22 protein-coding genes are annotated in these 25,892 nt (G+C 35.7%); 16 read left to right on the top strand and 6 right to left on the bottom strand.

Annotated elements, in window-relative coordinates; all coding sequences use genetic code 11:
- Nucleotides 1-80: 80 nt before the first annotated feature.
- The 3 genes from RTX21_RS06185 to RTX21_RS06175 form a co-directional block, all read right to left on the bottom strand.
- The gene (locus RTX21_RS06185; RefSeq protein WP_312766045.1) at nucleotides 81-1,193 is read right to left on the bottom strand and encodes an FAD-dependent monooxygenase; all 1,113 of its coding nucleotides are present in this window, start codon (nucleotides 1,191-1,193) and stop codon (nucleotides 81-83) included.
- Nucleotide 1,194: 1 nt separating this feature from the next.
- The gene (locus RTX21_RS06180) at nucleotides 1,195-1,785 is read right to left on the bottom strand and encodes a hypothetical protein (protein WP_312766042.1); all 591 of its coding nucleotides are present in this window, start codon (nucleotides 1,783-1,785) and stop codon (nucleotides 1,195-1,197) included.
- A gap of 104 nt (nucleotides 1,786-1,889) precedes the next feature.
- Complete coding sequence (locus RTX21_RS06175; protein WP_027383822.1) at nucleotides 1,890-2,756, bottom strand: RNA polymerase sigma factor RpoD/SigA; 867 nt, start codon at nucleotides 2,754-2,756, stop codon at nucleotides 1,890-1,892.
- A 544-nt stretch (nucleotides 2,757-3,300) separates the two neighbouring features.
- Between RTX21_RS06175 and gldD the strand changes: the two genes are divergently transcribed.
- The 8 genes from gldD (at nucleotide 3,301) to RTX21_RS06135 (ending at nucleotide 13,776) form a co-directional block, all read left to right on the top strand.
- Nucleotides 3,301-3,858, top strand: coding sequence for a gliding motility lipoprotein GldD (gene gldD, locus RTX21_RS06170; RefSeq protein WP_312766039.1), 558 nt, complete (start codon nucleotides 3,301-3,303; stop codon nucleotides 3,856-3,858).
- An 82-nt stretch (nucleotides 3,859-3,940) separates the two neighbouring features.
- On the top strand, nucleotides 3,941-4,861 hold the full coding sequence (locus RTX21_RS06165) for a PfkB family carbohydrate kinase (protein ID WP_312766038.1): 921 nt from the start codon (nucleotides 3,941-3,943) through the stop codon (nucleotides 4,859-4,861).
- A 53-nt stretch (nucleotides 4,862-4,914) separates the two neighbouring features.
- The gene (locus tag RTX21_RS06160) at nucleotides 4,915-6,744 is read left to right on the top strand and encodes a hypothetical protein (protein WP_312766036.1); all 1,830 of its coding nucleotides are present in this window, start codon (nucleotides 4,915-4,917) and stop codon (nucleotides 6,742-6,744) included.
- Between the two features lie 65 nt (nucleotides 6,745-6,809).
- Nucleotides 6,810-8,186 carry a peptidylprolyl isomerase gene (locus tag RTX21_RS06155; RefSeq protein ID WP_312766034.1) on the top strand — a complete coding sequence of 459 codons (1,377 nt, stop codon included), beginning with the start codon at nucleotides 6,810-6,812 and terminating at the stop codon, nucleotides 8,184-8,186.
- A 131-nt stretch (nucleotides 8,187-8,317) separates the two neighbouring features.
- On the top strand, nucleotides 8,318-9,421 hold the full coding sequence (locus RTX21_RS06150) for an ATP-binding protein (RefSeq protein WP_312766032.1): 1,104 nt from the start codon (nucleotides 8,318-8,320) through the stop codon (nucleotides 9,419-9,421).
- Nucleotides 9,414-10,091 carry a response regulator transcription factor gene (locus RTX21_RS06145; RefSeq protein WP_312766030.1) on the top strand — a complete coding sequence of 226 codons (678 nt, stop codon included), beginning with the start codon at nucleotides 9,414-9,416 and terminating at the stop codon, nucleotides 10,089-10,091. The genes RTX21_RS06150 and RTX21_RS06145 overlap by 8 nt, the downstream gene beginning before the upstream one ends.
- Nucleotides 10,092-10,312: 221 nt before the next feature.
- Nucleotides 10,313-12,280, top strand: a complete 1,968-nt coding sequence (locus RTX21_RS06140; RefSeq protein WP_312766028.1) for a KUP/HAK/KT family potassium transporter — start codon at nucleotides 10,313-10,315, stop codon at nucleotides 12,278-12,280.
- Between the two features lie 23 nt (nucleotides 12,281-12,303).
- Entirely contained in the window at nucleotides 12,304-13,776 is a 1,473-nt protein-coding gene (locus RTX21_RS06135) for an outer membrane beta-barrel protein (protein ID WP_312766026.1), read from the top strand.
- 59 nt (nucleotides 13,777-13,835) lie between these two features.
- Here RTX21_RS06135 and frr read toward each other — a convergent pair whose 3' ends face one another.
- Together frr and pyrH are read right to left on the bottom strand one after the other, a co-directional pair.
- Complete coding sequence (gene frr / locus RTX21_RS06130; RefSeq protein WP_116036670.1) at nucleotides 13,836-14,390, bottom strand: ribosome recycling factor; 555 nt, start codon at nucleotides 14,388-14,390, stop codon at nucleotides 13,836-13,838.
- A gap of 95 nt (nucleotides 14,391-14,485) precedes the next feature.
- Entirely contained in the window at nucleotides 14,486-15,193 is a 708-nt protein-coding gene (pyrH, locus tag RTX21_RS06125; protein WP_312766025.1) for a UMP kinase, read from the bottom strand.
- A gap of 183 nt (nucleotides 15,194-15,376) precedes the next feature.
- Here pyrH and porQ point away from each other — a divergent pair, with 183 nt between their 5' ends.
- The 5 genes from porQ (at nucleotide 15,377) to RTX21_RS06100 (ending at nucleotide 18,529) form a co-directional block, all read left to right on the top strand.
- The gene (gene porQ, locus RTX21_RS06120; RefSeq protein ID WP_312766024.1) at nucleotides 15,377-16,372 is read left to right on the top strand and encodes a type IX secretion system protein PorQ; all 996 of its coding nucleotides are present in this window, start codon (nucleotides 15,377-15,379) and stop codon (nucleotides 16,370-16,372) included.
- A gap of 106 nt (nucleotides 16,373-16,478) precedes the next feature.
- A complete protein-coding gene (cmk, locus tag RTX21_RS06115; RefSeq protein ID WP_312766023.1) occupies nucleotides 16,479-17,156 on the top strand; it encodes a (d)CMP kinase in 678 nt (225 codons plus the stop codon).
- A gap of 93 nt (nucleotides 17,157-17,249) precedes the next feature.
- Complete coding sequence (locus RTX21_RS06110) at nucleotides 17,250-17,627, top strand: YtxH domain-containing protein (RefSeq protein WP_312766021.1); 378 nt, start codon at nucleotides 17,250-17,252, stop codon at nucleotides 17,625-17,627.
- 93 nt (nucleotides 17,628-17,720) lie between these two features.
- Nucleotides 17,721-18,029, top strand: coding sequence for a hypothetical protein (locus tag RTX21_RS06105; RefSeq protein WP_312766019.1), 309 nt, complete (start codon nucleotides 17,721-17,723; stop codon nucleotides 18,027-18,029).
- 5 nt (nucleotides 18,030-18,034) lie between these two features.
- A complete protein-coding gene (locus RTX21_RS06100) occupies nucleotides 18,035-18,529 on the top strand; it encodes a phosphoribosyl-ATP pyrophosphatase (RefSeq protein ID WP_312766017.1) in 495 nt (164 codons plus the stop codon).
- Nucleotides 18,530-18,551: 22 nt separating this feature from the next.
- On the opposite strand, the gene RTX21_RS06095 is transcribed toward RTX21_RS06100, so the two are convergent.
- Nucleotides 18,552-19,280, bottom strand: a complete 729-nt coding sequence (locus tag RTX21_RS06095; protein WP_312766016.1) for an RNA methyltransferase — start codon at nucleotides 19,278-19,280, stop codon at nucleotides 18,552-18,554.
- On the opposite strand from RTX21_RS06095, the gene RTX21_RS06090 reads away from it, so the two are divergent.
- From RTX21_RS06090 to RTX21_RS06080, 3 genes are all read left to right on the top strand, one after another.
- Nucleotides 19,266-21,848: a BamA/TamA family outer membrane protein gene (locus tag RTX21_RS06090; RefSeq protein ID WP_312766015.1), complete on the top strand. Its 2,583-nt coding sequence runs from the start codon at nucleotides 19,266-19,268 to the stop codon at nucleotides 21,846-21,848. The genes RTX21_RS06095 and RTX21_RS06090 overlap by 15 nt on opposite strands.
- 78 nt (nucleotides 21,849-21,926) lie before the next feature.
- Nucleotides 21,927-22,898, top strand: coding sequence for a polyketide cyclase (locus tag RTX21_RS06085; RefSeq protein ID WP_312766014.1), 972 nt, complete (start codon nucleotides 21,927-21,929; stop codon nucleotides 22,896-22,898).
- Between the two features lie 125 nt (nucleotides 22,899-23,023).
- Nucleotides 23,024-25,837, top strand: a complete 2,814-nt coding sequence (locus RTX21_RS06080; RefSeq protein WP_312766013.1) for a 2-oxoglutarate dehydrogenase E1 component — start codon at nucleotides 23,024-23,026, stop codon at nucleotides 25,835-25,837.
- Nucleotides 25,838-25,892 lie beyond the last annotated feature (55 nt).

Genomic DNA, 25,892 nt, shown 5'->3' with positions numbered 1-25,892 from the left:
TCTGTGGCGAAGTTTGTCCTGAATTTGACGAAGGAAAGACCAATGCAGTTGTCAGTCTGAGGCTCTCGAAGACCATAAAACTAAATTTCCAATCTTATAATCTTTTCCATCTGTTTTTGATTGACAGATTCCGGAATCATTCTAAAAATAAAATTTCGAAATCTCGTAAAATTCTCCCATTGTGCCACTTTCCCAAGTGTCCAGCTCGTATTCACAATATGATGAACCTTTTCTTTCCTGATTTTTTCAAATTGAGAAAAAACTTTGTTCCAATCTTTTTCATTTTCCAATAGTTTTCCAATTACATAGGCATCTTCAACCGCTTGGCAACCGCCTTGTCCCATATTTGGAGTCGTTGCATGGGCAGCATCGCCAATCAGGCAAAGATTTTCTGATGACCAATTGTCCATTGGTTTGATATCGATGATGTCATTCAGAATAATATTTTCCTTTGAAGTTTTAGAAATCATTTCCAAAATATCGGGATGAAATTCCCGAAACGTTTCCAACAAATCAATTTTATCAGAATAAAATTTCTCATTCACCAAAGCGTACCAATACAACGTATTTTCCGACAGTTTTACAAATCCGAAACGTTTACCTTTTCCCCACATTTCATAAGCGTTGTGGCTGTATTTTTTAGGAATTTCAGTTTTCAAGATTCCGCGCCAGCATTTTTGTTTCGCATTTCGGATTTCTCCAGATTTCAAAATTTGATTCCGAACCAACGATTTTACGCCATCAGCTCCGAAGACAATTTGACTTTCAATTTCTAAATCATCTTCAAAAGTCAAATGGTAATTTTCTTTCTTATCAATTTTCGAAAGACGTTTATTCAAAATAATGTGTTCCGAAATATTTTCACTCAAGATTCTCTGCAAATCAGCTCTGTGAATGGCGATGTTGCAAACTTTGTATTTGCTTTCAAGTTTTAGAACATCAGTTTTAGAAATGGTTTTCAGCTTTTCATCAGTGATAATTAAAGCGTGCATTTTGGTTCCAGCATTTTCGATTTTCTTTTTCAATCTGAGTTTGTCGAAGATTTGCATTGCATTTCCAGCCATCGCAATTCCTGCTCCAACAGGTTTTATTTCGAGTGCGCTTTCATAGATTTTGAAATCGATGTTTTGTTGCTTCAGAAAATTCCCTAAAGTTAATCCGCCAATTCCGCCACCAATGATTGAGATACTCATGTTAATTCATATTTTTCAACTCGTTCAATAACTGATTTTGTTTATTGATAAACATATTCAAACTATCAGTTTTTAAAGGATGAGCTTGCTGGTATTTTTCAATTTCAGGAATTGTTTTTCGAACTTTTACAGCTTGGTAAAAACTGTAGATTTTGTGATGATTAAGATTTATTCGCTTCTTAAGTTCCTCGAATTTATCCTTTTTCACATTGAATTTTTCCGAACTATTTTTCACGAGTTCCAAAATTTCTTTCTTTAATATAGAATCTCTTATTGATTTTGCTGTGTTTTCTGCAAGTAAATAGTAATCACCAGAATTATTAATTATGTCATCATTCAGATTTTGGATTATTCTACTATCTTGTTGTAATGAAACCACATTTTCATCAAGTTTTTTCAATTGAGAATCATTCTTTAATAATTCTGAATAAATTCCGTTTAAAATATCTTGGCTTTGGCTCATTCTTTTAATTGGAAAACTTGATTCTGTATTTTCAGCCGCTTTTTCAACAATTTCTTTCTCGTTGGTTTTGCTTTCATTACAAGAATTAATAAGCAATGAAAAAGCAAGTAATAAAAATATTCTTTTCATAAATGGTTTTAGATTTTAAACAAAGTTAATTTTATTCCATCAATTATAGACAAAAAAAGCAAGACCAAAAAGTCCTGCTTAAAACCATTTCAAGAATGAAAATCTTATTTACCAAGGTAAGACTTCAAAATCTTACTTCTCGTATTATGCTTCAATCTCTTGATTGCTTTTTCTTTGATCTGACGAACTCTTTCTCTCGTAAGGTCAAAAGTTTCACCAATTTCTTCCAAAGTCATTGGGTGTTTTCCGTTCAATCCGAAATATAATCTTACCAGATCAGCTTCTCTTGGCGTCAAAGTCTGAAGCGCTCTTTCGATCTCGATTTGTAGAGATTCCAACATCAAATCTTTATCCGGACTTGGAGATTCACCAGAACGCAATACGTCATAAAGGTTAGAATCTTCACCTTCCACAAGCGGCGCATCCATCGAAAGGTGACGACCACTGTTTTTCATAGATTCTTTGATATCTTCCTCGCTCATATCAAGAACTTCCGCCAATTCTTCCGGAGAAGGCGGTCTTTCGTTCTCTTGCTCCAGGTGAGCATAAGCTTTGTTGATCTTGTTGATAGAACCAATCTTATTCAAAGGTAGTCTTACAATTCTCGACTGCTCAGCCAAAGCCTGCAAAATCGATTGACGAATCCACCAAACAGCATATGAGATGAATTTGAAACCTCTCGTTTCATCATATCTTTTCGCCGCTTTCATTAGACCAAGATTTCCTTCGTTGATCAGATCGGGAAGGGAAAGTCCCTGATTTTGATACTGCTTAGAAACCGAAACCACGAAACGTAAGTTAGCTTTGATCAGTTTTTCAAGAGCAGCTCTGTCACCTGCACGGATTCTCTGAGCCAAATCTACCTCCTCGTCAGCGGTGATCAATTCAACTTTTCCAATCTCTTGCAGATACTTGTCTAGTGATGCGGTTTCCCTGTTGGTAACCTGTTTTGTAATTTTTAATTGTCTCATTATAAAAACCTCATTCTATTAGGTTGCATTATATTATACGATGACAACATCAAAAAGGTTACAAATATTTTGATTTTATCAGATTAAAGTTCAATTTTAACGCATTTTAAAACAGATTAAGATAATTTGGGCAGCTATTTCCGCCTTCCACTCCCAATCTTTTTTGCAAGACGTTTTCAAATTAAACAGAACTCAAGTAAATGCAAAAAAGGATTTCCGTTCAAGTCGGGCTGCATGTTCCACATGATTCGAACTTTCTACAATGATTTGGCGGTTTTGTTATTCTTATGAAAAAAATACTTCGACTCCGCTCAGTGTGACATCTTTGAATACTAATCTCAATAATAAAATATTGTCAGTCTGAGCGGAGTCGAAGACTTTTCCAATTAAGATTTAAAAATAATCAGCAAAATCTCCAAAAATCAGCGATAAATAAATCATCAATAAAGATTTTAGCCACACATTTCTCTGTAAATCAATTATTCTTAACAAAAATTACGTTTTCAAAATTCTCTGTATCGATTCTAATTGTTATTTTTGCCGGATGTTTAAAAATCTATTGAGAATTTTTGTAGGACTCGTATTGTTTTCCTGTGGCAAAGAACCTATTCCCAAGCCAAAAGGAGACCTGCGCCTGGAGTATCCGAATCCAAAATATTTGAGATTCGATTCGCCTTGCAATTACTCTTTCGATTATTCTGATTTTTCAAGGGTAGAAGATGCCAAGGAAAATTGCTGGTATTATGTCAACTATCCAAAGATGAAAGCAAAGGTTTTCCTGACTTATTTTCCTATCAAAAATGATTTCCCTCTTCACGTGAAAGAAGTTGAGAAAATGGTTTATGAACATACGATCAAAGCTAGCTCTATCGATACCAAATTTTTCCAGTATCCTGAGAAAAAAGTATATGGGAATTTTTATCTTCTGAAAGGTCAGACGGCATCCAATGTTCAATTTTTTGTGACAGACAGTACAAGACATTTTGTAACAGGGAATTTGTATTTCAATTCCCGTCCAAGACCAGATTCATTGGGTCCGGCAATAGATTATGTGAAAAGAGACCTTCTCCATATGATAGATTCTTTTGAGTGGAAAAAATAGGAAGAACAAAATTAAAATTTAGAAAATAATATAAAAACTTCGGACTTCCAGAATCGGGAATTCCGACATAAAAACTTAAAATATGAAATTATTAGCGGTAGGAACTGTAGCCTTTGATGCCATCGAAACACCTTTTGGTAAAACAGATAAGATTCTTGGAGGAGCAGCCACTTTTATTGGTTTGGCAGCTTCTGCTTTGGAGACGGATGTAAGTTTGGTTTCTGTTATCGGAGGCGATTTTCCTCAGGAATATCTTGATATGCTGACTTCTAAAAATATCAATGTTGATGGAGTAGAAATGGTGAAAGAAGGTAAGACTTTTTTCTGGAGCGGAAAATATCACAATGACCTTAATTCCAGAGATACATTGGTTACAGAGCTTAATGTTTTGGCAGATTTTGACCCAAAAGTCCCGGAACATTCTTCTGAGGCAGAAGTTCTTTTGTTAGGAAATCTGGATCCTGTGGTTCAGCTTTCTGTTTTGGAAAGAATGAAGACAAAACCACAATTGGTAATTCTTGATACCATGAATTTCTGGATGGATATTGCCTGGGACAATTTGATGAAAGTAATCGCAAAAACGGATGTTATCACAATCAATGATGAAGAAGCAAGACAGCTTTCCGGAGAATATTCTTTGGTAAAAGCGGCTAAAAAAATCCACGAATTAGGACCAAAATATGTGATCATCAAAAAAGGAGAACATGGTGCACTACTGTTCCATGAAGGGAAAGTTTTCGCAATTCCTGCATTGCCTTTGGAAGAAGTTTTTGATCCAACAGGAGCAGGTGATACTTTTGCAGGAGGTTTCGCATCTTATCTTACAAAGAAAGGTGATTTCAGTTTTGAAACTATGAAAACTGCGATTCTTGTGGGAAGCGCAATGGCATCTTTCACAGTAGAGAAATTCGGGACAGAAAGAATCGAAACTGTTACAAAAGAGGAATTGAGCGAGAGAATCAATCAGTTCAAAGAATTGACATCTTTCGAATCTGCTATATAAATTTAACTTAATTAAAATTTATCACTCCAAAAGAGTGCTATAAAATATATCAAATGAAGAAGATTTTTTTTCCTGTTGTTTTAGCTTCACAAATGATCTTTTCCCAATATCTTATCGTGGGGAAAGACAGTATCTCTGTAAAAGATTATATGAGGGACAATAAGTACGGACTGGAGAATTCTGGTCCGGACAAATCTGTGAACTCTACAGTAGAATTTTTGTTATTGCAACAGTTGGCACAAGAGAAAAAGGCAGATACACTTAATTTCTTTGTGAATACTGTAAATCAAAAACTGTCCGAACTGAGAGAACAAAAGTTTTATCCAAAGAATTTGGTCGATCCGTTGTTACAGGATTTCGTGAAATCTAGTAACAATGAGATTCAGGTTTTACTTTTCATAAAGGAGAAAAAAACAGAAGATAAGACCGATTACAAAGCACTTTATAATGAGGTGAAAAGCGGAAAGGTCAAGATGGAGGATTTCTTAGCAAAGAATGCTAATCCTGAGGCTGGCAAGGCATTTTATGTAAAACCAGGGATGTTGGATTACGAACTTTATCAGCAAGTAAAGAATACGCCGATTAACTCTTACACTAATTTCATTGATCAACCGAATGTTGTGGCTTTTGCAAAAGTGGTGAACTCAAGACCAAGCTTGGGATATTTGATTTTCGGAGTTTTGACAATTCCTGCAGATGCTAATTATGAAACTACCAAAGCCAAAATATATAAAGAATTAGAATCTGGAAAGAAATTTCAAGCTGTTGTAAAAGAATTTGGAGCAACTGATGAAGAAAAGAAATCTGGCGGAGCTGTGATGGGTTCTCCTATTTTACCAGACGATGTTTATAATGCATTCAAAGGTCAGGCGAAAGATTTCTATACTAAAGAGCCGATCAAATTCGGAGAAAAATATTTTATTTTCAATATCTATAATATTGAGCCTTATATATTGACGGATGCTAACAGAAGTTTCTTCCAGAAAGAAATGTTATCTACAAGTTATGGGGAAGAAGTAACAGAAAAATTGACAGATTGGCTAAAAACTCAGAATAAATATACGGAAACGGCAAATTTTGCCGAGATCAAAAAATCCTACCAGAACTACTTGAACCCAAAAGACACAAAAGAAGTTCTTTTCACTTACGGAAAAAACAAGGTGACTTACGAGGATCTGAAAAAAGCAATAGATTCACAGTACAAAAATCTTGAGCAGATGCCAGGCAATCAATGGTCGGATCTTGTGAGTTATCAGGCTATGCAGTATATATTAGGAAGTTATGCCAGGAGTTTTGAAGATCTCCCGGAGATCAAACCTGAATTGGATGAACTGAAGAAAAATCTTTACTCAGAATATATCTTCTCAGAGTATCTTAAGAATGAGGTCAAGAACAATCTTCAACTTTATACCCAATATTATAATGAGAACAAATCCAAGTTTGTTTGGGAAAAGAGGGCTGTTTCCAGAGTAGCAGTTGTTTCTGATCCGAAACTTGTAAAAGATGTGGAGAAGGAACTGAAAGATCCTAAAAAATGGGAAGCACTCAAAGCAAAATATAAAGACCAGGTAAATGATAAAAATCAAGTCTTGGTACATTTTGAAGAAGGAAAAGTTCAGGAGTCTGCCGATATCTTCAAAAAACATAATGTGCCATTCAAAAAAGGAACATTCCTTACCAAAATTGGAGAAAGAGATGTAATCGTTACTATCGATGAACTTTTGCCGGAACAACAGATGACCCAGGCAGAAGCAGAGCCGGAAATGGATGATGCTGTTACTGAAAAATTACTCCAGAAAACAATTGCCGATCAACGTAAAAAAACAAAAGTTGAAATTCAGCCTGCTTTTATGCAAGAACTGAATAAAAATTTTAAGAAATAATTATAATTAAAAATAAAGCAGAATTGGCTGATAATTCTAATTTTGCACCTTAATAAACAATAATAATGTCAAAATACACTAAATGTCTTTTTTTATTGTCAGTATTTGTTTTCCTTTTTAGTGGGAAATTATCTGCACAATTACAAAAAGGTCAGCTTATAGATGGTATCGCAGCCGTAATTGGTGACGAGATCGTTCTGGAGTCTGACATAGAGGATCAAGCGAACTATGCTAAGCAGCAAGGCGCTAATGTTGGGGATAAATGTGATTTTATGGAAAGTATCCTGAATAACAAATTGCTGATCTATGAAGCTAAAAAGGATACACTTATAGAAAACAGGTCTGCTGCTATAAAAGAAATGGCAGGTAATAAATATACGCAGATCTTGGGACAGTTCCCGGATGAAAAGGCGATGCTGGCGGCGTATAAATTCAGAACAAGTTACGAGATGAAAAATGCGATCGAGAAGATCGATGCAGATAATTATTATGGACAGGCAAAATACGGACGTATTACAGATAAAGCAGATGTAACACCAAATGAAGTGACTGATTTTTATAATCAATTCAAATTCCAGCTTCCGAATGTAAAGGATGAAGTGTCGCTTTCCAAGATCAGTATCTATCCGAAATTAACTGAAGCCCATAAAAAAGAGATCATAGATAAACTGAATAAGATCAAACAGGACATAAAAGGTGGAGAGTCCTTTGAGAATATGGCAAGGATCTATTCTGAGGACGAAGGTTCTGCTGCTGTGGGAGGATTGTATAAGAATATCAATACCGGCCAGATGGTAAAGCCGTTCGAAGCTGCTGCTCTTAATCTACAGGAAGGAGACTTGTCCGATCCGGTTGAATCTGAGTTTGGCTATCATCTGATACAACTGGTAAAGAGAAATGGTAAAAAGTACGATGCCAGACATATTCTGATAAAAAGTACCCCAAATGCGGACGAACTTACTGCTGCTAAAAAAGAATTAGATAGCATCAGGACATTGATCATGGAGAAAAAAATCAGCTTCAAAGATGCAGCTTATAAATTTTCAGATGATAAGAGCAACAAATTCAGTGCAGGTGTGATTGCCAACAATAGTGATGGATCAGACAAATTGGAAAAATTGGGACTAGATCCTACGATTTCTTATCAGATCGCCGGTCTTAAAAAAGGTGATATTACAGATCCATTCCAGCAAGAAGATTCTCAGAAAAGAAAAATGATCAGCATTATCCAGGTAAATGATATCATAGATGCACATCAACTAGAGCTATCTACGGACTACGAAAGAATCAAGGATATGGCTCTTAACAAGAAGAAAAATGAAATTGTGGAAAAATGGGTCAATAATAAAATCCCTTCCATCTTCATTTCCATTGATAACAAATACAAGGATTGTAAGTTCCACAGCAATTGGCTGAAAAGCTCGGTAGTGGAAACTAAATAATAATACTGGATTTTTAATAAACTAAAAGGATGAGCCATTGCTTGTCCTTTTTGCTTTATATAGATATAGGAATTTTAATTTCAGATTGATTTGCTATTCTTTATAAAATCTTTATACCTTAATACCTAAATTTGTTCAACTTTTTGATTATCGAATTGAAAATACCTGCAACTAAAAATATTTCATTGATCAGGCAATATCTTCTAAGCATTTTCACAGTCTTAGTTGTTGCCGTTCTATGTTTTTCCTTACAAGATTGGCTCAGTTACAGAACCTCTTCATTGATTTTACTGATGACTGTTTCTGTAATTGCAATGCTTTTTGATATTGTTCCTGTTATTATTTCAGCGGTTTTAAGTGCGCTGATCTGGAATTTTTTTTTCATTCCTCCGATTTATAATTTTCATATCAATAATACGCAGGATATGCTGATGTTTTTCCTATATTTTTTTATTGCTTTGGTGAATGCTGTTTTGACTTTCAAAATCCGGGAAGCCGAGAAAAAAGCGAGAGATAAAGAAGAAAAAGAAAACACGATCAAATTATACAACACACTTCTCAATTCCCTTTCTCACGAGCTAAGAACGCCAATTTCCACAATTCTCGGAGCAGTTGATACACTTAATGAAAATAAGGAAAAACTATCCGTGGACAATCAGAATATTTTGCTTAATGAAATTGGAAAAGCTGGATTCCGACTCGATAGACAAGTTGAAAATCTTCTAAACATCAGTCGCTTAGAGAATGGAATTTTACGTCCAAAGGTCGATTGGTGTGATATTAATGATTTGATTAATTCTGTTCTTCAGAAATTAGCGATTAATGAAAATCATAAAATTGTTTTTCAGCCCGATGAGAGTCTGCCGTTGTTCAAAATTGATGAAGGATTCACGGAACAGATCATACATAATCTTCTGCATAACTCGATTCAATATACGTCTGAAAATTCAATCATTGAAATTGAAGTGAAGTATCAATCAGAAAATTTAATTATTTTGATTTCGGATAATGGCAACGGTTTTCCCGAAGATAAAATCGACTTGGTCTTTGATAAATTTTATCGTCTACCCAATTCGAAAACTGGAGGAAGCGGATTAGGATTATCAATTGTCAAAGGTTTTGTTGAAGCCCAAAACGGAAAAATCAAACTCAATAATAAAGAAAATGGCGGTGCTGTTTTTACAATAGAAATTCCTGCAGAAACGTCTTACATCAATAATCTTAAAAATGAATAAAGCTGAGATTCTTATCATAGATGATGAGCCACAGATCCGAAAATTGCTGGAAATTACCTTGGAAAGTAATGACTACAAAGTGTTGCAGGCAGAAACCGGAAAACAAGGAATCATAATGGCAGCCAATCATCCACCAGAATTGATTTTATTGGATATTGGTTTACCCGACAAAAGTGGCCACGAGATTCTGAAAGAACTCCGGGAATGGTATAACAAGGCGATTATTATTCTGTCCGTCCAAAACAGCGAAAATGATATTGTTTCTGCTCTGGATAACGGCGCAACAGATTATCTGACAAAACCTTTTCGAACTGCAGAATTAATGGCTCGTATCCGCTCAGCGATTCGGAGGACTCAGACTCAGGAAAATACTTCTGTAATTGAGATTGATGATTTGCAGATTAATTTGGTCAATAGAACGGTTAAGAAGAATGATGAACTGATTAAATTAACCTCAACAGAATTTAATTTGATTTCACTTTTTGCAAAGCACGAAGGAAGCGTTTTGACGCATCAATATATTCTGAAAGAAATCTGGGGTGTTGGCTACCAAACCGAAACGCAGTATTTGAGAGTTTTTGTTGGAACATTACGTAAAAAAATTGAAGACAATCCTAACCAGCCGAAACATATTATTACTGAAAGCGGAGTAGGTTACAGATTTCAGTAAGTTAAACACAAAGGCACAATATTAAATTTTGATGTTAATTTTTTAAGGCACAAGGGTTTCCAGCTTTGTGCCTTAAATATTTTATTAATAATTCTTGTTTTAGTACCTTTGTGTTTTATAAAACATATTTCAATCTTTATATTTTCTTTATACAAACGTCCATTCTTTTTATCTTTTACCGATAGGCTTCTTGCCACTTTTGCATCATCAATTATTAATGAATGGAAAAGTTGAAAAATGGAATTAACAGCAAGATTACTGCTGCTTCCTTATTGGTCGCCTTGGGAATTATTTATGGCGACATCGGTACAAGTCCTCTTTATGCTCTCCGAGCAGTTATTGGAGAAAGAGAAATCACGGAGACATTAGTCTTAGGAGGTGTTTCCTGCATCTTTTGGACTTTGGTTTTACAGACAACCATCAAATATGTCTGGCTGACTTTAAAAGCTGATAATGCTGGCGAAGGCGGGATTTTCTCATTATATGCATTGGTTCGCAGGTACGGAAAATGGCTTGCAATTCCGACTATTCTTGGTGCTACAACATTATTGGCAGATGGGATTATCACACCTCCGATTTCTGTAGCTTCTGCAGTTGAAGGGTTGGAAATGGTAAAAGGTCTGGAGCATATCCCAACAGTCCCGATTGTCATTGTAATTCTTTCCTTACTATTCTTTTTTCAAAGATTCGGGACGCATAAGATAGGCCGTGTTTTCGGCCCTGTAATGGCAGTTTGGTTTGTGATGTTATTTGTTTTGGGAATTTCACAAATCATCCAGTTTCCTTCTGTTATCAAAGCTTTAAGCCCGCATTATGCTTATGAATTGCTGGTTAATTATCCTCACGGTTTCTGGCTTTTAGGCGCGGTTTTTCTTTGTACAACAGGAGCGGAAGCGTTGTATTCTGACCTTGGACATTGCGGCAAAAAGAATATCAGAATCACCTGGATATTCGTGAAAATTTCTTTGGTTTCTTGTTATCTGGGGCAAGCGGCTTGGTTGATGCATGAAGGTGGAATAGCGCTCAAAGGCAGAAATCTTTTTTACGAAATAATGCCTGATTGGTTTTTAATTCCGGGAATTATCATTGCGACGCTTGCAACTGTGATTGCTTCGCAGGCATTAATCAGCGGAAGTTATACTTTAATCAGCGAGGCAATGAACCTTAATTTCTGGACCAGAGTAGCGGTGAGACAACCTTCCAATATCAAAGGTCAGATCTATATCCCGAGTGTGAATAATATCCTTTGGGCAGGTTGTGTTCTGATGATTGTCTATTTCCAATCTTCGACACATATGGAAGCGGCTTATGGCTTCAGTATCACAATTGCGATGATGATGACAACTATTTTGCTTTGTTACTTTTTGATTTATCGATTGAAATGGAACAAGTTTTTAGTCTTCGGATTATTAATTTTATTTGCGACGGTTGAGATTTCATTTTTCATTGCAAACGTTGCTAAAATCAAGGAACGATGGATGTTCTTGTTCTTCGAATTGTTCATTTTTATGACCATGTATGTTTGGTTTTTTGCGAGAAAAATCAATAACAGATTTACGAAGTTTACAGATCTTGGACAATTTGTCCCGCAAATAAAAGAGTTAAGCTCTGACCAAGATATTCCGAAGTTTGCAACACATCTGGTTTATTTGACCAAGGCCGATCAGCGTCATCAGATAGAAGAAAAAATCATCAGATCTATATTCTCCAAAAATCCTAAAAAAGCAGATGTTTATTGGTTTCTTCATATCAACAGGACGGAAGAGCCTTATACGTTGTCTTACAATATTTCAGAATTGGTGGATGATAAAGTGATTAAAGTTAATATCAATATCGGATTCAGGATTCAGCCAAAAACCGAATTGTATTTTAAAAAGATAATGCAGGATTTGGTCAACTGCAAAGAACTTAATCTTCACATTCGTCCTGATGGTTCTACGAAATACAATAATGAACCGGATTTCAAATTTGTCATTATCGAGAAATTCCTTTCTGTGGAAAATGAATTTGCTTTAAGAGAAGGCGTTTTACTTAATTCTTATTTCTTTCTGAAACGTCTCGGACAAAGTGATGAAGCTGCATTCGGATTGGACAAAAGTGATGTTGTAATAGAACATACGCCTCTGGTTTATCAGCCTGTTTCAAAAATCGATTTGAAAAGAGAAAACAAAATCCAGCCTATTTTATAAAACTAAATTTTATCATTAATCAAATGAAAAAAAATATCATCATAGCCTTGTGCTTATGGTCATTGAACAGTAATGCTCAAACTTTAACAGAAACCGACAAAAAGAGTATTGTTCAGCAAGTCAAAAAAGAAATTCTTGATAGTTTAAAACTACAGACTAATTCTAAAATTGACACAGCTGAGACTGAATTACCCAAAGTCAACAAACAACTAGGAGAACCATTCGAAGGTTTGGATATGAGCTGGGCAAACGGAAACGACAGACGAACAAAAAATATTTGGAAAGATAATCAGTTCTTTGTTCCAAGTGTTTTGGTGGATGTCAATTACAATTACTCTTTTAACAATCCAATTGATAATACTGCGATTGGAAGCACGGCAATTGCAAGACATAATGAAATTCAGATTTCTGCTTTACATTTTGGGGGCGATTTCTATTATAAGAATGCCAGAGCGAGAATTATGACGCAGTTTGGAATGCGCTCTATCGTAATTCCGAGAAACGATTACAGTCCTTACCGCGGACAATATAAACTGAATGATGTCTATCGATATCTGAGCGAAGCCAATGCCGGGATCCACATCAACAAATGGTACGGAATCAATATTGATGCTGGTTTGTTTATGTCTTACATTGGGCTCAATTCTTTTTATCAGGCTGAGAATTGGGAATATCAGGCGTCGTTCACTTCAGATAATACACCGTGGTTTTTTAATGGATTGAGAATCCAGATATTTCCAACCAAGAATTTGAAAATAGAACCTTGGATTATCAATGGCTGGCAGAGTTATGGGCGATTCAATGCAATGCCGGGATTTGGAGCGAATGTCACTTATATTCCTAACAGCAATCTGAAACTCATCACGAATAATTATTACGGCTCAGACGCTGCTTTGATTCCTGACAGAAAAAGATTTCATAGTGATAACAGTGTTTTGTGGCGTTATTACAACAGACCAAAATCGAACGGCATTACCAAAATGGCATTTTCTCTTACTGGTGATATCGGTTTTGAAAAAGGCGGCGGTGTGAATGGTTTCAATAATAACAATCCGGATAAGCCAGCGCAATATTTCCTGAGCGCAATGTTCTACAACAGGGTTTGGTTTGCGAAAGATAAAATGGCCTGGACTGTTGGTGGCGGTTGGATGAAAAATCCGGGACGTTATTTAGTCCTTTATCCAACAGGGCAGGCAAGTCCTCTACCTAATCCGAATAATCCGACACAAACCGAAGGCGCGTTTCCTTTTTCAGCTAATCCAGGAGATAAGTTTGAAGGCTGGGATTTTTCTACCAACTTAGATTATATGCCGAACCAAAGCATCACGTTTCGTTTGGAGTTTGTTCATCGCGAAGCTAATGTACCTTATTTTGCCGGTAGAGGTGGAGTTACGTCTCAAACAGGTTATACTGTTTCTACTTTGGACCCGAATTGGCGACCTGATTTGGTAAAAAGAGAAAATCGATTGATCCTGGCGATTTTATTTAGATTATAATAATAAAACCTCGCTTAAAATAATTTAGGCGAGGTTATAATTTTATAAATAATAGAAGATTAAACTTTTAAGATTTCAGCTTCTTTTACTTTCAAATGTTCATCAGCTTTCTTTACATAAGCGTCTGTAAGGTCTTGGATATCTTTTTCTACACCTTTAATAAGGTCTTCTGCAACACCGTCCAACCTTTTCAGCTCCTTGTTACCTTCTTGTCTTGCATTTCTGATAGTTACTTTTGTCTGGTCGGTTTCTCCTTTCGCTTGTCTTGCCAATTCTCGTCTTCTTTCCTCAGTTAAAGGCGGTACATTAATAATAATAACATCACCATTGTTAGACGGCGCAAAACCAAGGTTGGAGTTCACGATTCCTTTTGATATCGCTCCCAAAGCCGTTCTGTCCCAAGGCTGGATAGAAAGCGTCATTGCATCTACTACAGACACATTAGCAACCTGGCTAAGTGGAGTCGGAGCACCATAATATTCTACCATAACGTCTTGAACCATAGAGGTAGAAGCACGTCCGGCCCTGATTTTTTGAAAAGCGTGTTCCAAATGCTTTATTGCAGCATCCATCTCTTGCTTTACTGATGCTACAATGAGTTCTAATTCTTCCATTGTATATTTAAAATTTGATAATTGACACATATTTTTAGAAATGATTATGAATTGATAAATGATCTTAAATCAAAATATCAAAAATCAATCCTCATTTAAACGTTGACAAGGGTTCCGATATTTTCTCCGGCTATTAATTTTTCCAGATTACCTTCTTTGTTCATATCAAAGACAATGATTGGTAACTTGTTTTCATGGCTTAATGTAAATGCTGTCATGTCCATTACTTTAAGATTCTTTTCAAAAACTTCGTCAAATGATAAACTGTTGAATTTCACTGCGTCTGCATTTTTTTCAGGGTCGCTATCGTAGATTCCATCCACTCTTGTTCCTTTTAGAATCACATCAGCATCTATTTCGATTGCTCTAAGTGTTGCTGCAGTATCGGTAGTAAAATAAGGATTTCCGGTTCCGGCTCCGAAGATTACAACACGTCCTTTTTCCAAATGTCGAACGGCTTTTCTTTTGATGAAAGGTTCAGCTACTTTATCCATTTCGATAGCAGATTGTAATCTTGTCATGATTCCAGCATCTTCCAAAGCGCCTTGTAGAGCCATTCCGTTGATGACCGTTGCAAGCATTCCCATGTAATCTCCCTGAACCCTGTCCATGCCTTTTGCAGCACCAGCCAATCCTCTGAAAATATTCCCGCCTCCAATTACGATTGCAACTTCACAACCTTTATCGACTACTTTTTTGATCTCCACAGCATATTCTTTCAGTCTGTCATTGTCAATACCATATTGGCGTTCTCCCATAAGTGCTTCACCACTTAGTTTCAGAAGGATTCTTTTATATTTCATTCTTTTTTTGTTACTTTTTCTTAGTTTGTCAAATGCCTATTATCAGGCAGATTCAAATTTATTTTAAATTTTGACTGTGCAAATATAATGAAAGCAAAAGAATTACGTTAATGAAAAAGATAGTAGTGTAAAAATTTTGATTAGTATCAAAATAGATTATTTTTGCAAAGCCAAGACATAGTGTTGAAGAAGTTTTACTACCTTTTTTTTATCATAGTTTCCAAAGTGGTTTTTTCCCAGACAGGGACCACAGTTTACCAGTTCCTAAATATTCCGATCTCTCCTAGACAGGCTGTGTTGGGAGACGCCATATCAGTTCGTGACTATGACGTGAATTTTACGGCTGCCAATCCTGCTTTGATGAACTTGGAAATGGATAAAATGTTATCTGTGAATTATGCTTCCTATCTTGCGGACACAAAAATTGGAAGCATTAGCTATGTCCGTGATATGGAATATGGGCATCTCGTTTCATTCAACGCAAGGTATATGGATTATGGGTCTATGCCCAGAACCGATGAAAGTTCTAATATCAATGGTGATTTCTCTGCAATGGATGCGTCTGTAGGACTGGGCTATGCCTATCAATTTGAAGATGATTGGACGATCGGGATGAATGTTAATTATGTCACTTCTAAAATTGATACCTACAGTTCATCGGCAATTACTGCTAATGCTGGCGTTACCTATTATTTTGATAAGACCAATGAAACGCTGGCTTTGGTCTTTCGTAATTTTGGTTATCAGATCAGACCTTATAATGGTGTAAGAGAAAGGTTGCCGTTTCGTGTAGACCTTGGTTATACTAAGATTTTAGATGAGTTTCCTGCGGCACTTACCATTACTGCACACGACCTGCAAGAGTTCGATATTTCTCCGGATACCGATATCAATGGACAAACTACAAAATTCGGTAGAAAAGTTTTGGACCATTTATCTTTGGGAGCAGAGCTATTTCCTGGTCAGGCCTTTAATATCAGAGTAGGTTATAATGTGAAGAGAGGGGGAGATCTTGCTGTGCTGGACCAGAGAAATTTCACAGGATTGTCAGCCGGATTTAGTATCAAGATATCTTCTTTCAGGTTCGATTATTCTCATATGCGTTATCACAATGCTTCTAATGTAAATATGCTTGGCCTAACCATGGATCTTATAGAACTTGGGGGAAACAGGAGATAGATAAAAGTATTTATAAAAGTATTTAGAGTCAATATTTAAAGAATTAAATATCCTAATCAATCAAATTCCTTAATGCCGGAATCTCAAAATTTTTTAATTTTGTGGCATGACAAAAAAGCCGGTAATCGCTATTGATGGATTTTCATCCACAGGGAAAAGTTCTATCTCTAAAATCATTGCAAAAAAATTGGGTCTTATCCATATGGATACGGGTGCGCTCTATAGAGGTGTTACTTTTTATGCTATCCAGAATTGTGTAGATGCTGATAAAAATGTAGATGTTGATAGATTAATTGCGGATCTCCCAAAGATCAATCTGGAATTTCAGAATATTGATGGCGAGCTTAAGCTTTTTCTTAATGGTAGGAATATAGATAGAGAGATCAGGTTCCCACAGGTGTCAGATAATGTGAGTCAGGTCGCAAAGGAAGCTGATATCAGAAATTTTCTATTAAAAACCCAACGGGATATTGCTGAAAAAGGAGGTGTAATAATGGATGGCAGAGATATCGGAACAGTTGTCCTGCCCAATGCCGATTATAAATTCTTTATGACAGCAAGTCAGGATGAACGTGCTAGACGACGTTTCCTTGAACTAGAATTGGCAGGTGAAAAAACCGATATCGAAACAGTGAAGCAAAATCTTATCTCAAGAGACAAAATCGATAGCGAAAGAGAAGTTTCTCCCCTAAAACAGGCTGATGACGCTATTCTTATCGATAACACCAACATCAATAAAGAAGAAACTATAGATTTGATTTTGTCCTATATCAAAAAGTTTTAACAAAATTTTAAGAAGTTTATTTTTTCTTTGGCATTTTAGTTGCAAATTTAAAAGCATCAAATCGAATTTACAATAAACTAAAAATTATAAATAATGTCAAAAAAATCAAACTCAGCAGCGGTATTGGCTGCATTGTTAGCGGGAGCCGCTACTGGTGTTATTCTCGGATTGCTTTATGCTCCGGAAGAAGGTAAGGAAACCAGAAAGAAAATCAGAGATAAAGCGAATGACCTAAAAGATAAAGCTGTAGATGAGTATGGCAAAACGTCTGAACTGGTTAAAGATAAATACTCGGAAGTTTCTCATAATGTAAAAGATAAATACCAATCTTTGTCTTCAACTTTCAAAGAAACAGCTCAGAACGTAGCTTCGACTGTGAAAGATAGCTACGATAAGTACAAGGACCAGATTGTTTCAAAGACTTCTGATGTTGTAAAAGATGTAGAAACCGAATTGGATGGTTTAAAATAATACCCTCCAAACGATCATATTAAAAAAGGAATTTAGTTTCTAAGTTCCTTTTTTTGTAAATAAAAGTGTAATTTTATATTTAACAAGATTCTTATGATTGATATTATAAAAGATTATACAACCAAGCGATTGGATCTTCTCAAGTTGCAGTTCACGGAGAAGTCTTCTCTGTCTGCCGGAATCATTGCATTTCTTTCTATTGTATTGATTGCATTTTCGTTCTTTATTATTCTTTTCAATTTCGGAATTGCGTTTCTTATCGGGCAGTCTTTAGGTAATGCTGCGTATGGATTTCTGATAGTTGCAGGCTTCTATTTCTTTCTGATGGTGGTTGTTTTTCTACTCAAAAAAAAGATAGTGACAGCAATTGCAAATCAAGTTATTGACTTCTTAAAAAAATAAAATGTATGGCAACTGATTACAATAATCTAAATGAACTGAGGGCTCAGAAAAGAAATCTTAAAAAAGAAATTGAAGAGCTGGAAGATATTATCACATTTAAAAATAAAAAAGAAAGTCTGGGCGTGCTAACCCATGGATTTACCGACAAATATCTGAAAGAAACCAGGTCTCTGGATGGGGAAAGTGAAATCTCTCTGGATACACAAAATATTATGAGAGAAATTTCTTCGGGTCTCAAGGAGTCGGCCTCTAAAAAAAATATCATTAGCCTTGCCAATGATAGTGTACGATCCGGATTGCTGGAGAATACCATCAAGATGGGTGTTGTAGCTTTGGTAGGTAATTTTGCAAAAAAAAGTGTGATGAATAAAAATTGGAAAAGAAAGGCCTTAGGTCTCGCGCTGGTATATGTTGCGCCATATGCTTTAAGATTTGTCAGAAAAAAACTGGATGACTATCAAAAGAACAAAGCAGCTTCTAGTTTTGAAAAATTGATTTAAAATCTACACTCGGAAGAGGATTCTATTTTTTAGAAAAAATTTCTCCTAAGATAATTCCGGCTGACATAGATACATTCAAACTTTCAGTGAATCGGTTTTCTCCGAATCTTGGAATTGTGATCATTTTTGAAATAAGATTTTCCGTGGAGGTTCGTAATCCGTTTCCTTCATTGCCAAATATCAATGAGAATTTTTCCGGGAATTCGGTTTTATAAATACTTTCTCCATTCATATCCGTCCCCAGGGTCGGATATTGGTATGTTGATAGATATTCTTCTAGATCAGTATAATAGATATTTACTCTTAGGAAGGAGCCCATCGTTGCTTGTATTACTTTTGGATTATAAACATCTACTGTATCATTGCTACAGACAATTTGTTCTATCCCGAACCAGTCTGCCAATCTTATGATTGTCCCAAGATTCCCCGGATCTTGAATGCCATCTAATATCAATTGAATAGAAACATCTTTTAATATTCTCTTTTCTGGGATTTTACAAACTGCGACAGAATCTTTCGGATGTTGAAGAAAACTTATTTTTTTCAACTCATTGGGCAAGATTTTTTCGATTTCTTTCGTTTTAAAAGATAAATTTTCAGGATTTACGGAATACAGGTTTTCAATTTCATAATCAGAATTTGGAAGTTCTTTTATGATTTTATTACCTTCAACTAAAAACAAATTGTATTTTTGCCTGTATTTCTTTTTGTCCAGAGATTGTATAGTCTTTATAGTATGAGCCGTAAGCATATCAACAAATATTTTCAAAAATATCATATATTTTATTATTCCGCAATTTTCAGTGTGTTTTTGTATGCTTGTAATGTGACAAAAAAAGTACCTGATGGCGAATACCTGCTTACAAAAAATAATTTTGAATATACAGACGGCAAATTATTGTCTGATGAGATCCCGGATCTTGTTGCTCAAAAACCTAATAAGAAAACCCTGTTTGCTATCCCTTTGGGATTGATTCTTTATAATAAGGCTAATCCAAAATATGATACAATTCTGAAAGAATATATGACCTATCCGAGCGAGATGAGAAATCAGAAGCTTAGAGATTCTCTTTTCAGAAAATATGAACATCCGGAGTTTGTAGGCAGGAATCTTTTCTGGAACCGTTTTTTTCATACAGTAGGTGAGGCTCCTGTAATATATAGCGATGCCAAAACGAAGCAAAGTGCAAAAAGTATCAATAACAAATTGATCAATAAAGGATATTGGGATGCGGAAGTCAAAACCAATGTAAAAAAAGATTCTGCAGGTAAAAAAGCAGAGGTCAATTATATCATTACTCACAAAGATCCAACTTACATAAAAGATTATTTTTATAATATACCAGATCAGGATATTAGGAACATCTATGAATTTCAGCTTAACAAAAGTTTTGTAAGAAAAGGACAGATACTCGATGAGAGTGTTTTGGAAAAGGAGATTGCCAGGATCAATAACCAAATGAAGGATGAAGGTTATTATAAATTCAACAATGATAATCAGGATATCTATTTTGTGGCGGATTCTCTGCATGGCAGAAAGAATGTTCCGGTGGTGATGAATATCATTAGAGACACTCTGAATACACCCTACAGAAAATCTACAATTGGGAAAGTTACAGTTGCGGTTGCAAGAAGTATCAATGATATCAACAAACTTCCTTTGAAAGATAGTTTGAGGGGAATTAATATTTTGAGAAAAGATACGGCATATTCTATCAATTCTTTATGGTTGCCAATTATTTTGAAGCCTGGAGATACTTATAAACAGACCAATCTGGATCTTACCCGGAAAAATCTGATAGCAATGAACAATTTTACTATACTGAAGGCCTCCGATGACTTTAGAAAAGGATCGGATAGCATTATAGATGTAGAATATATTTTAAGACCATTGCAAAAATATGAGTTCAACGTTGCTACCGACATTCATTATTCTCAGATTCTTAATTTTGGTTTTTCACCATCAGTGGATCTTACAAGCAGGAATGTTTTTGGAGGTGCAGAGAATTTGACAACCAGTTTCTCAGGAATCATTGGAACGACCAAAGACCCCAAAAACCCGGATGCATTTTTTAATGCTTATGAATTGTCTGCCCAGACCGCTTTGCAATTTCCAAGATTGCTGGTTCCGTTTCGAAAGTATTATAAATGGGTCCCAAAAAAATATTCGCCGACAACAAGCATAAATTTGGGTGCATCTGTTCAGAATAATATTGGATTAGGCAGGATCAACTTCAATGCAGGTCTTACCTATTTCGCCAATGTAGACAACGGAAGGGTACAACATAAACTGACGCTTTTCAATACACAACTCAGTTTAACCCAGAATAAAGATAAGTATTACGAGTATTTTCCGGCGGAAGATGTGATCAGGCAAGCAGTATTTGGTTGGTATGAGGATATCCACCCAAATGTTAACACAACCAACTATTCTTATGATGAGATTTCTAAAATGATTGTCAATGATCAGGCTTTCTTGTCATCTATTTCTGCAGAGAACCAAGATATAATCAATGCTTTCAGGCAATCCTTGATCAATAAGGACAGACAGACCCAGGATGTGATCATTTCTTCCATTATTTATAATTTTATTTATAATGAAATTGGGAAAAAAGATTATACAAATCCAATGTTTTTTAGTGGTAAGGTAGAATTTGCGGGCAATACACTTAATCTTCTTTCTCGTAGAGAGCATGAGGATGGGGTAGTTTCCGGTAATTCCAAAACAATATTCAAGATTCCGTTTTCTCAGTTTATAAAATTTGATTTTGATTTCAAAAAATATTTTTCATTTTTCAATGACAGGGCTAAACCTCATACATTGGCATTTCGTCAGTTTGTAGGGATTGGGATTCCTTATGGGAATTCTTCTTCTATGCCATTTGTAAGGTCTTACTTCAATGGAGGAGCTTATGATATCAGGGCATGGGTTGCTTTTGGAGGATTAGGTCCTGCCGATTCTCAGTTGGATGAAAGGGTTCGTTCTTATGCCATGGACAATATAAAGCTTACAACCAGCATAGAGTACCGCCTTCCACTTACCAATATGTTTGAAGCGGCGATTTTTACAGATGCAGGTAATATCTGGGGACTTAAGGATAATGGATTTGGTGATCAGTTCAAGTTCAGGAAATTTATCAGTCAAATGGGAATCGGAAGTGGTTTTGGTTTAAGGGTCAACATTGCTTATGTCAATCTTAGACTGGACATGGCTTATAAAGTACATGATCCCAATAAACCGGAAGGAAGCCGGTGGGTGATCAATAAAATAAAACCATTGCAGCCTACTGTTAACTTTGCAATTGGTTATCCTTTCTAAATCGATTATTTTACAATGCGTCTTTTTAAATTTATAATAATTATTGCTCTTGGTTTGTTTGGGATTTACTCTGTCTCCATGAACTTTGTAGATGAGAGTAAGAGCTTCACTCATCAATCAGAAATCAATTATCCTATTGATAAGGTTTTTCCACAGTTTAACAATTTACAGAATTTTGTTGCTTGGAATGATTATTTTTCGGGTAAAGACAATCAGTCTTATTCTTTTTTCACGCCTTATGAGGGAGTTGGAAGCGGAATGAAATTTTCCAGTGAAAAAGGAGGTGATTCTGGCGATTTTTTTATCAGATATTCTAACCCAAACCGAACATTGCGTTATCAGCTCTTCGAAGGTGATGACAATAATCCTTATTTAATTGATGTCAAATTTAAGTCAGTAGGAAACAAAACTAAAATGTTTTGGAATATCCATACACCTAAAAGAAGTTATCTGCAACGTTCACTCAACCTGGTCGCTGAGGATTTTTTTATTGATAACATTGATAAAAGTATGAAAAATCTTTATCAATTGCTTGGTAATAAAGTTGATAGAGACCAGAAGCTTGCTTCGGTAAAATATGATAGTATAATGGTCGAGAATCAGGATGGGCAATTGCTTTTGGGGGTAAATGTCAGTACAAAGAATACGAAGGACGGCTTGTTTAAAAATGTAATGATGAATCACGGAAAGGTTCTGAATTTCGTCCGATCAGATTTAGGTAAAAAGGAGGATGAATTTGGGATGCCAGTTTTATTGACTAATCCTTCAAATCTAAAAGATAAAGAGATTTCCTATTTTTATGGTGTTCCGTTGTCCAAACGAGTTTCAGTAAGTGATAATAACTTTAATTTCCAAACACTTAATGCTTCGAAAGTCTATGTTATCTACTTCCAGGGTAATTATAATAATCGTGTAAAGAACATCCAGGAATTACTCAAAAAGGCAAAAAAAGATACGCTTAGAAATGGTCAATTGATAGAGGAATTCCTGGAAGAGCCAACCGATATTCAGAATGTAAAGCTTCGGATGTCACTTCCTGTTTATCGATAATAACTCTGATAAATATCACTTAAATCTAACGGAATAAAATATTATATTAGCTGCTAATCAACAAAAAATTATTAAATTTGTTGGCAATTATTTAAAATTAAAATTTTAACAGATAATCTGTAATAATGGATAAATTTTCGTTTCTGAATGCAGTACATGCGCAATTAATTGATGACATGTATGCGCAATATCAAAAATACCCGGATTCTTTGGAACCTTCTTGGAAATCTTTTTTCCAAGGGTTTGATTTTGCATTAGAATATTATGGTGAAGATGGAGAAGTTGCACCTTCGCAACCACAAGCATCCGCACCTGTTCAATATGCGCAACAAGCTGTTACCAGTGGTGCGGTTTCCGAAGATATCACAAAAGAATTCAAAGTGGTGAATCTGATTGAAGCTTATCGCTCAAGAGGACACCTTTTTACAAAAACAAATCCAGTAAGAGAAAGAAGACATTACTTTCCAACACTTGACATAGAGAATTTTGGTCTGTCTAAAGATGACCTTAATAAAAAATTCAATTCTGCGACACAGACCGGGATGCCTGGTCCTGCAACTTTGCAAGAGATTATTACACATCTTCAGAACATCTATTGTGATTCTATCGGTGTAGAGTATATGCATATCCAAAATGTAGAAGAGAAGAAATGGATCATGGAATGGGTAAATGTTAACGAAAATCACCCAAAACTTTCTGCTGAAGAAAAGACAGAGATTCTTTTCAAATTAAACCAAGCGGTTGCATTCGAAAATTATTTGCATACAAAATTCGTAGGTCAAAAACGTTTCTCTTTGGAAGGTGGTGAATCTTTGATTCCTGCGCTTGACCAATTGATTACGCGTTCATCACAATTAGGCGTTGACGAAGTTGTTCTTGGGATGGCTCACAGAGGTCGTCTGAATGTTTTGACCAATATTTTCCAAAAATCATACAAGCAGATTTTCTCAGAATTTGAAGGAAAAGAATTTGAAGAAGATGTTTTCTCTGGTGATGTTAAGTATCACTTGGGTTCTTCTAAGAAAATAACGACTGCAAATGGAGAAGAGGTAAGAATCAACCTTACTCCAAATCCATCTCACCTTGAAACTGTTGCGGCGCTTGTAGAAGGAATTTGTAGAGCAAAAGTAGATAACGTTTACAAAGACGATTATTCTAAAGTTTTACCGATTGTTATCCACGGAGACGGGGCTATTGCCGGGCAAGGTATCGTTTATGAAATCGCTCAGATGATGAATCTTGAAGGTTACAGAACGGGCGGAACTGTTCACATCGTTGTAAATAATCAGGTTTCTTTTACAACTAACTTCTTAGATGCAAGATCTTCTGTTTATTGTACAGATATTGCAAAAGTGACGGATTCTCCAGTAATGCACATTAATGCAGATGATGTAGAGGCAGTTGTTCACGCAATTAGATTTGCTGCAGACTTCCGTGCGAAGTTTGGTAAGGATGTTTATATCGACCTTTTAGGTTATAGAAAATATGGTCATAACGAAGGTGATGAACCAAGATTCACTCAACCGAATCTTTATAAAACAATTTCAAAACATCCAAATCCAAGAGAAATCTATAAAGAACTTTTAATTAAGGAAAATGTAGTTTCTGATGACGTTTTGAAAAAAATGGAGCAGGAGTTTAAAGCTTTGCTGGATGAAAATTTCGATGCTTCCAAAGAAATCGAAAGAAATACGATGGACATCTTTATGAAAGATGACTGGACAGATTTCCCAATCGGTGGAAAAGGCGCTGTTGCTAATTCTACCATTGATACAAAATTCGATTTAGAAAAATTAAAGGAATTAGCAATCAAGATTTCGACGCTTCCTGCCGATAAAAAATTCATTAACAAGATTACCCGTCTTTTTGAGAACAGAATCAAAATGGTGGAGAATAATTCTTTGGATTGGGCAGTTGCAGAATTGCTAGCTTATGCTACACTTTTGACAGAAGGTTACAATGTAAGAATCTCTGGAGAAGATGTGGAAAGAGGAACTTTCTCTCACCGTCACGCTGTTGTAAAGACAGAAGATACGGAGGAAGAATATATCCCATTACGTCACGTTAACGAACAAAGATTTGATGTTTACAACTCTCACTTGTCAGAATATGGCGTTTTAGGATTTGATTACGGTTATGCTATGGCTGCGCCGAAAACGTTGACGATTTGGGAAGCTCAGTTTGGAGATTTTACCAATGGTGCTCAGATTATTGTTGACCAATACTTGGTTGCTGCTGAGGAAAAATGGAAAATCCAAAACGGAATGGTAATGATGTTGCCTCACGGTTCTGAAGGCCAAGGTGCAGAACACTCTTCTGCAAGACTGGAAAGATTCCTTACACTTTCTGCAAACGAAAATATCATTGTTGCTAATATAACTTCTCCTGCAAACTATTTCCATTTGTTGAGAAGACAAATGAAATTCGGATTCAGAAAACCATTGGTTATTATGACACCTAAATCTCTGTTGAGACATCCGAAAGTGGTTTCTCCTTTGGAAGATTTGGCAAACGGAAGTTTCCAACCGATTTTGGACGACCCAACTGCTGACCCAACAAAAGTTGAAAGATTGGTGCTTTGTACTGGTAAACTGTATTTCGATTTATTAGCGAAGAAAGAAGAGCTTAATGACGACAAAGTAGCTTTGGTAAGACTTGAGCAAATTTATCCTTTGAATATGGATAACGTTAATGCCATCTTCGATAAGTATAAAAACAGAAAAGATTTAATCTGGGCTCAGGAAGAACCGGAAAATATGGGTGCTTGGAGTTATATCCTTAGAAACTTCAGAAATATGGATATCCAGTTGATTTCTCCAGTTGCAAGTGGAACGCCTGCGCCGGGAAGTCATAAGATGTTTGAGAAAAATCAGACCAAAATCATCAACGATGTTTTCCAAACGGATGATGCACCTGCAAAAAGACCAGTAACAGCTTAATAAAATTAATAAACTATAAAGAATAACAATCCTCGGATTGTTCTGAAATTAAAAA

The sequence above is a fragment of the Epilithonimonas sp. genome (assembly GCF_032054305.1).
Taxonomy (GTDB): domain Bacteria; phylum Bacteroidota; class Bacteroidia; order Flavobacteriales; family Weeksellaceae; genus Epilithonimonas.
The sequence above is the reverse complement of the archived record's forward strand: the minus strand, read 5'-3'. Positions and strand labels throughout refer to the sequence as shown.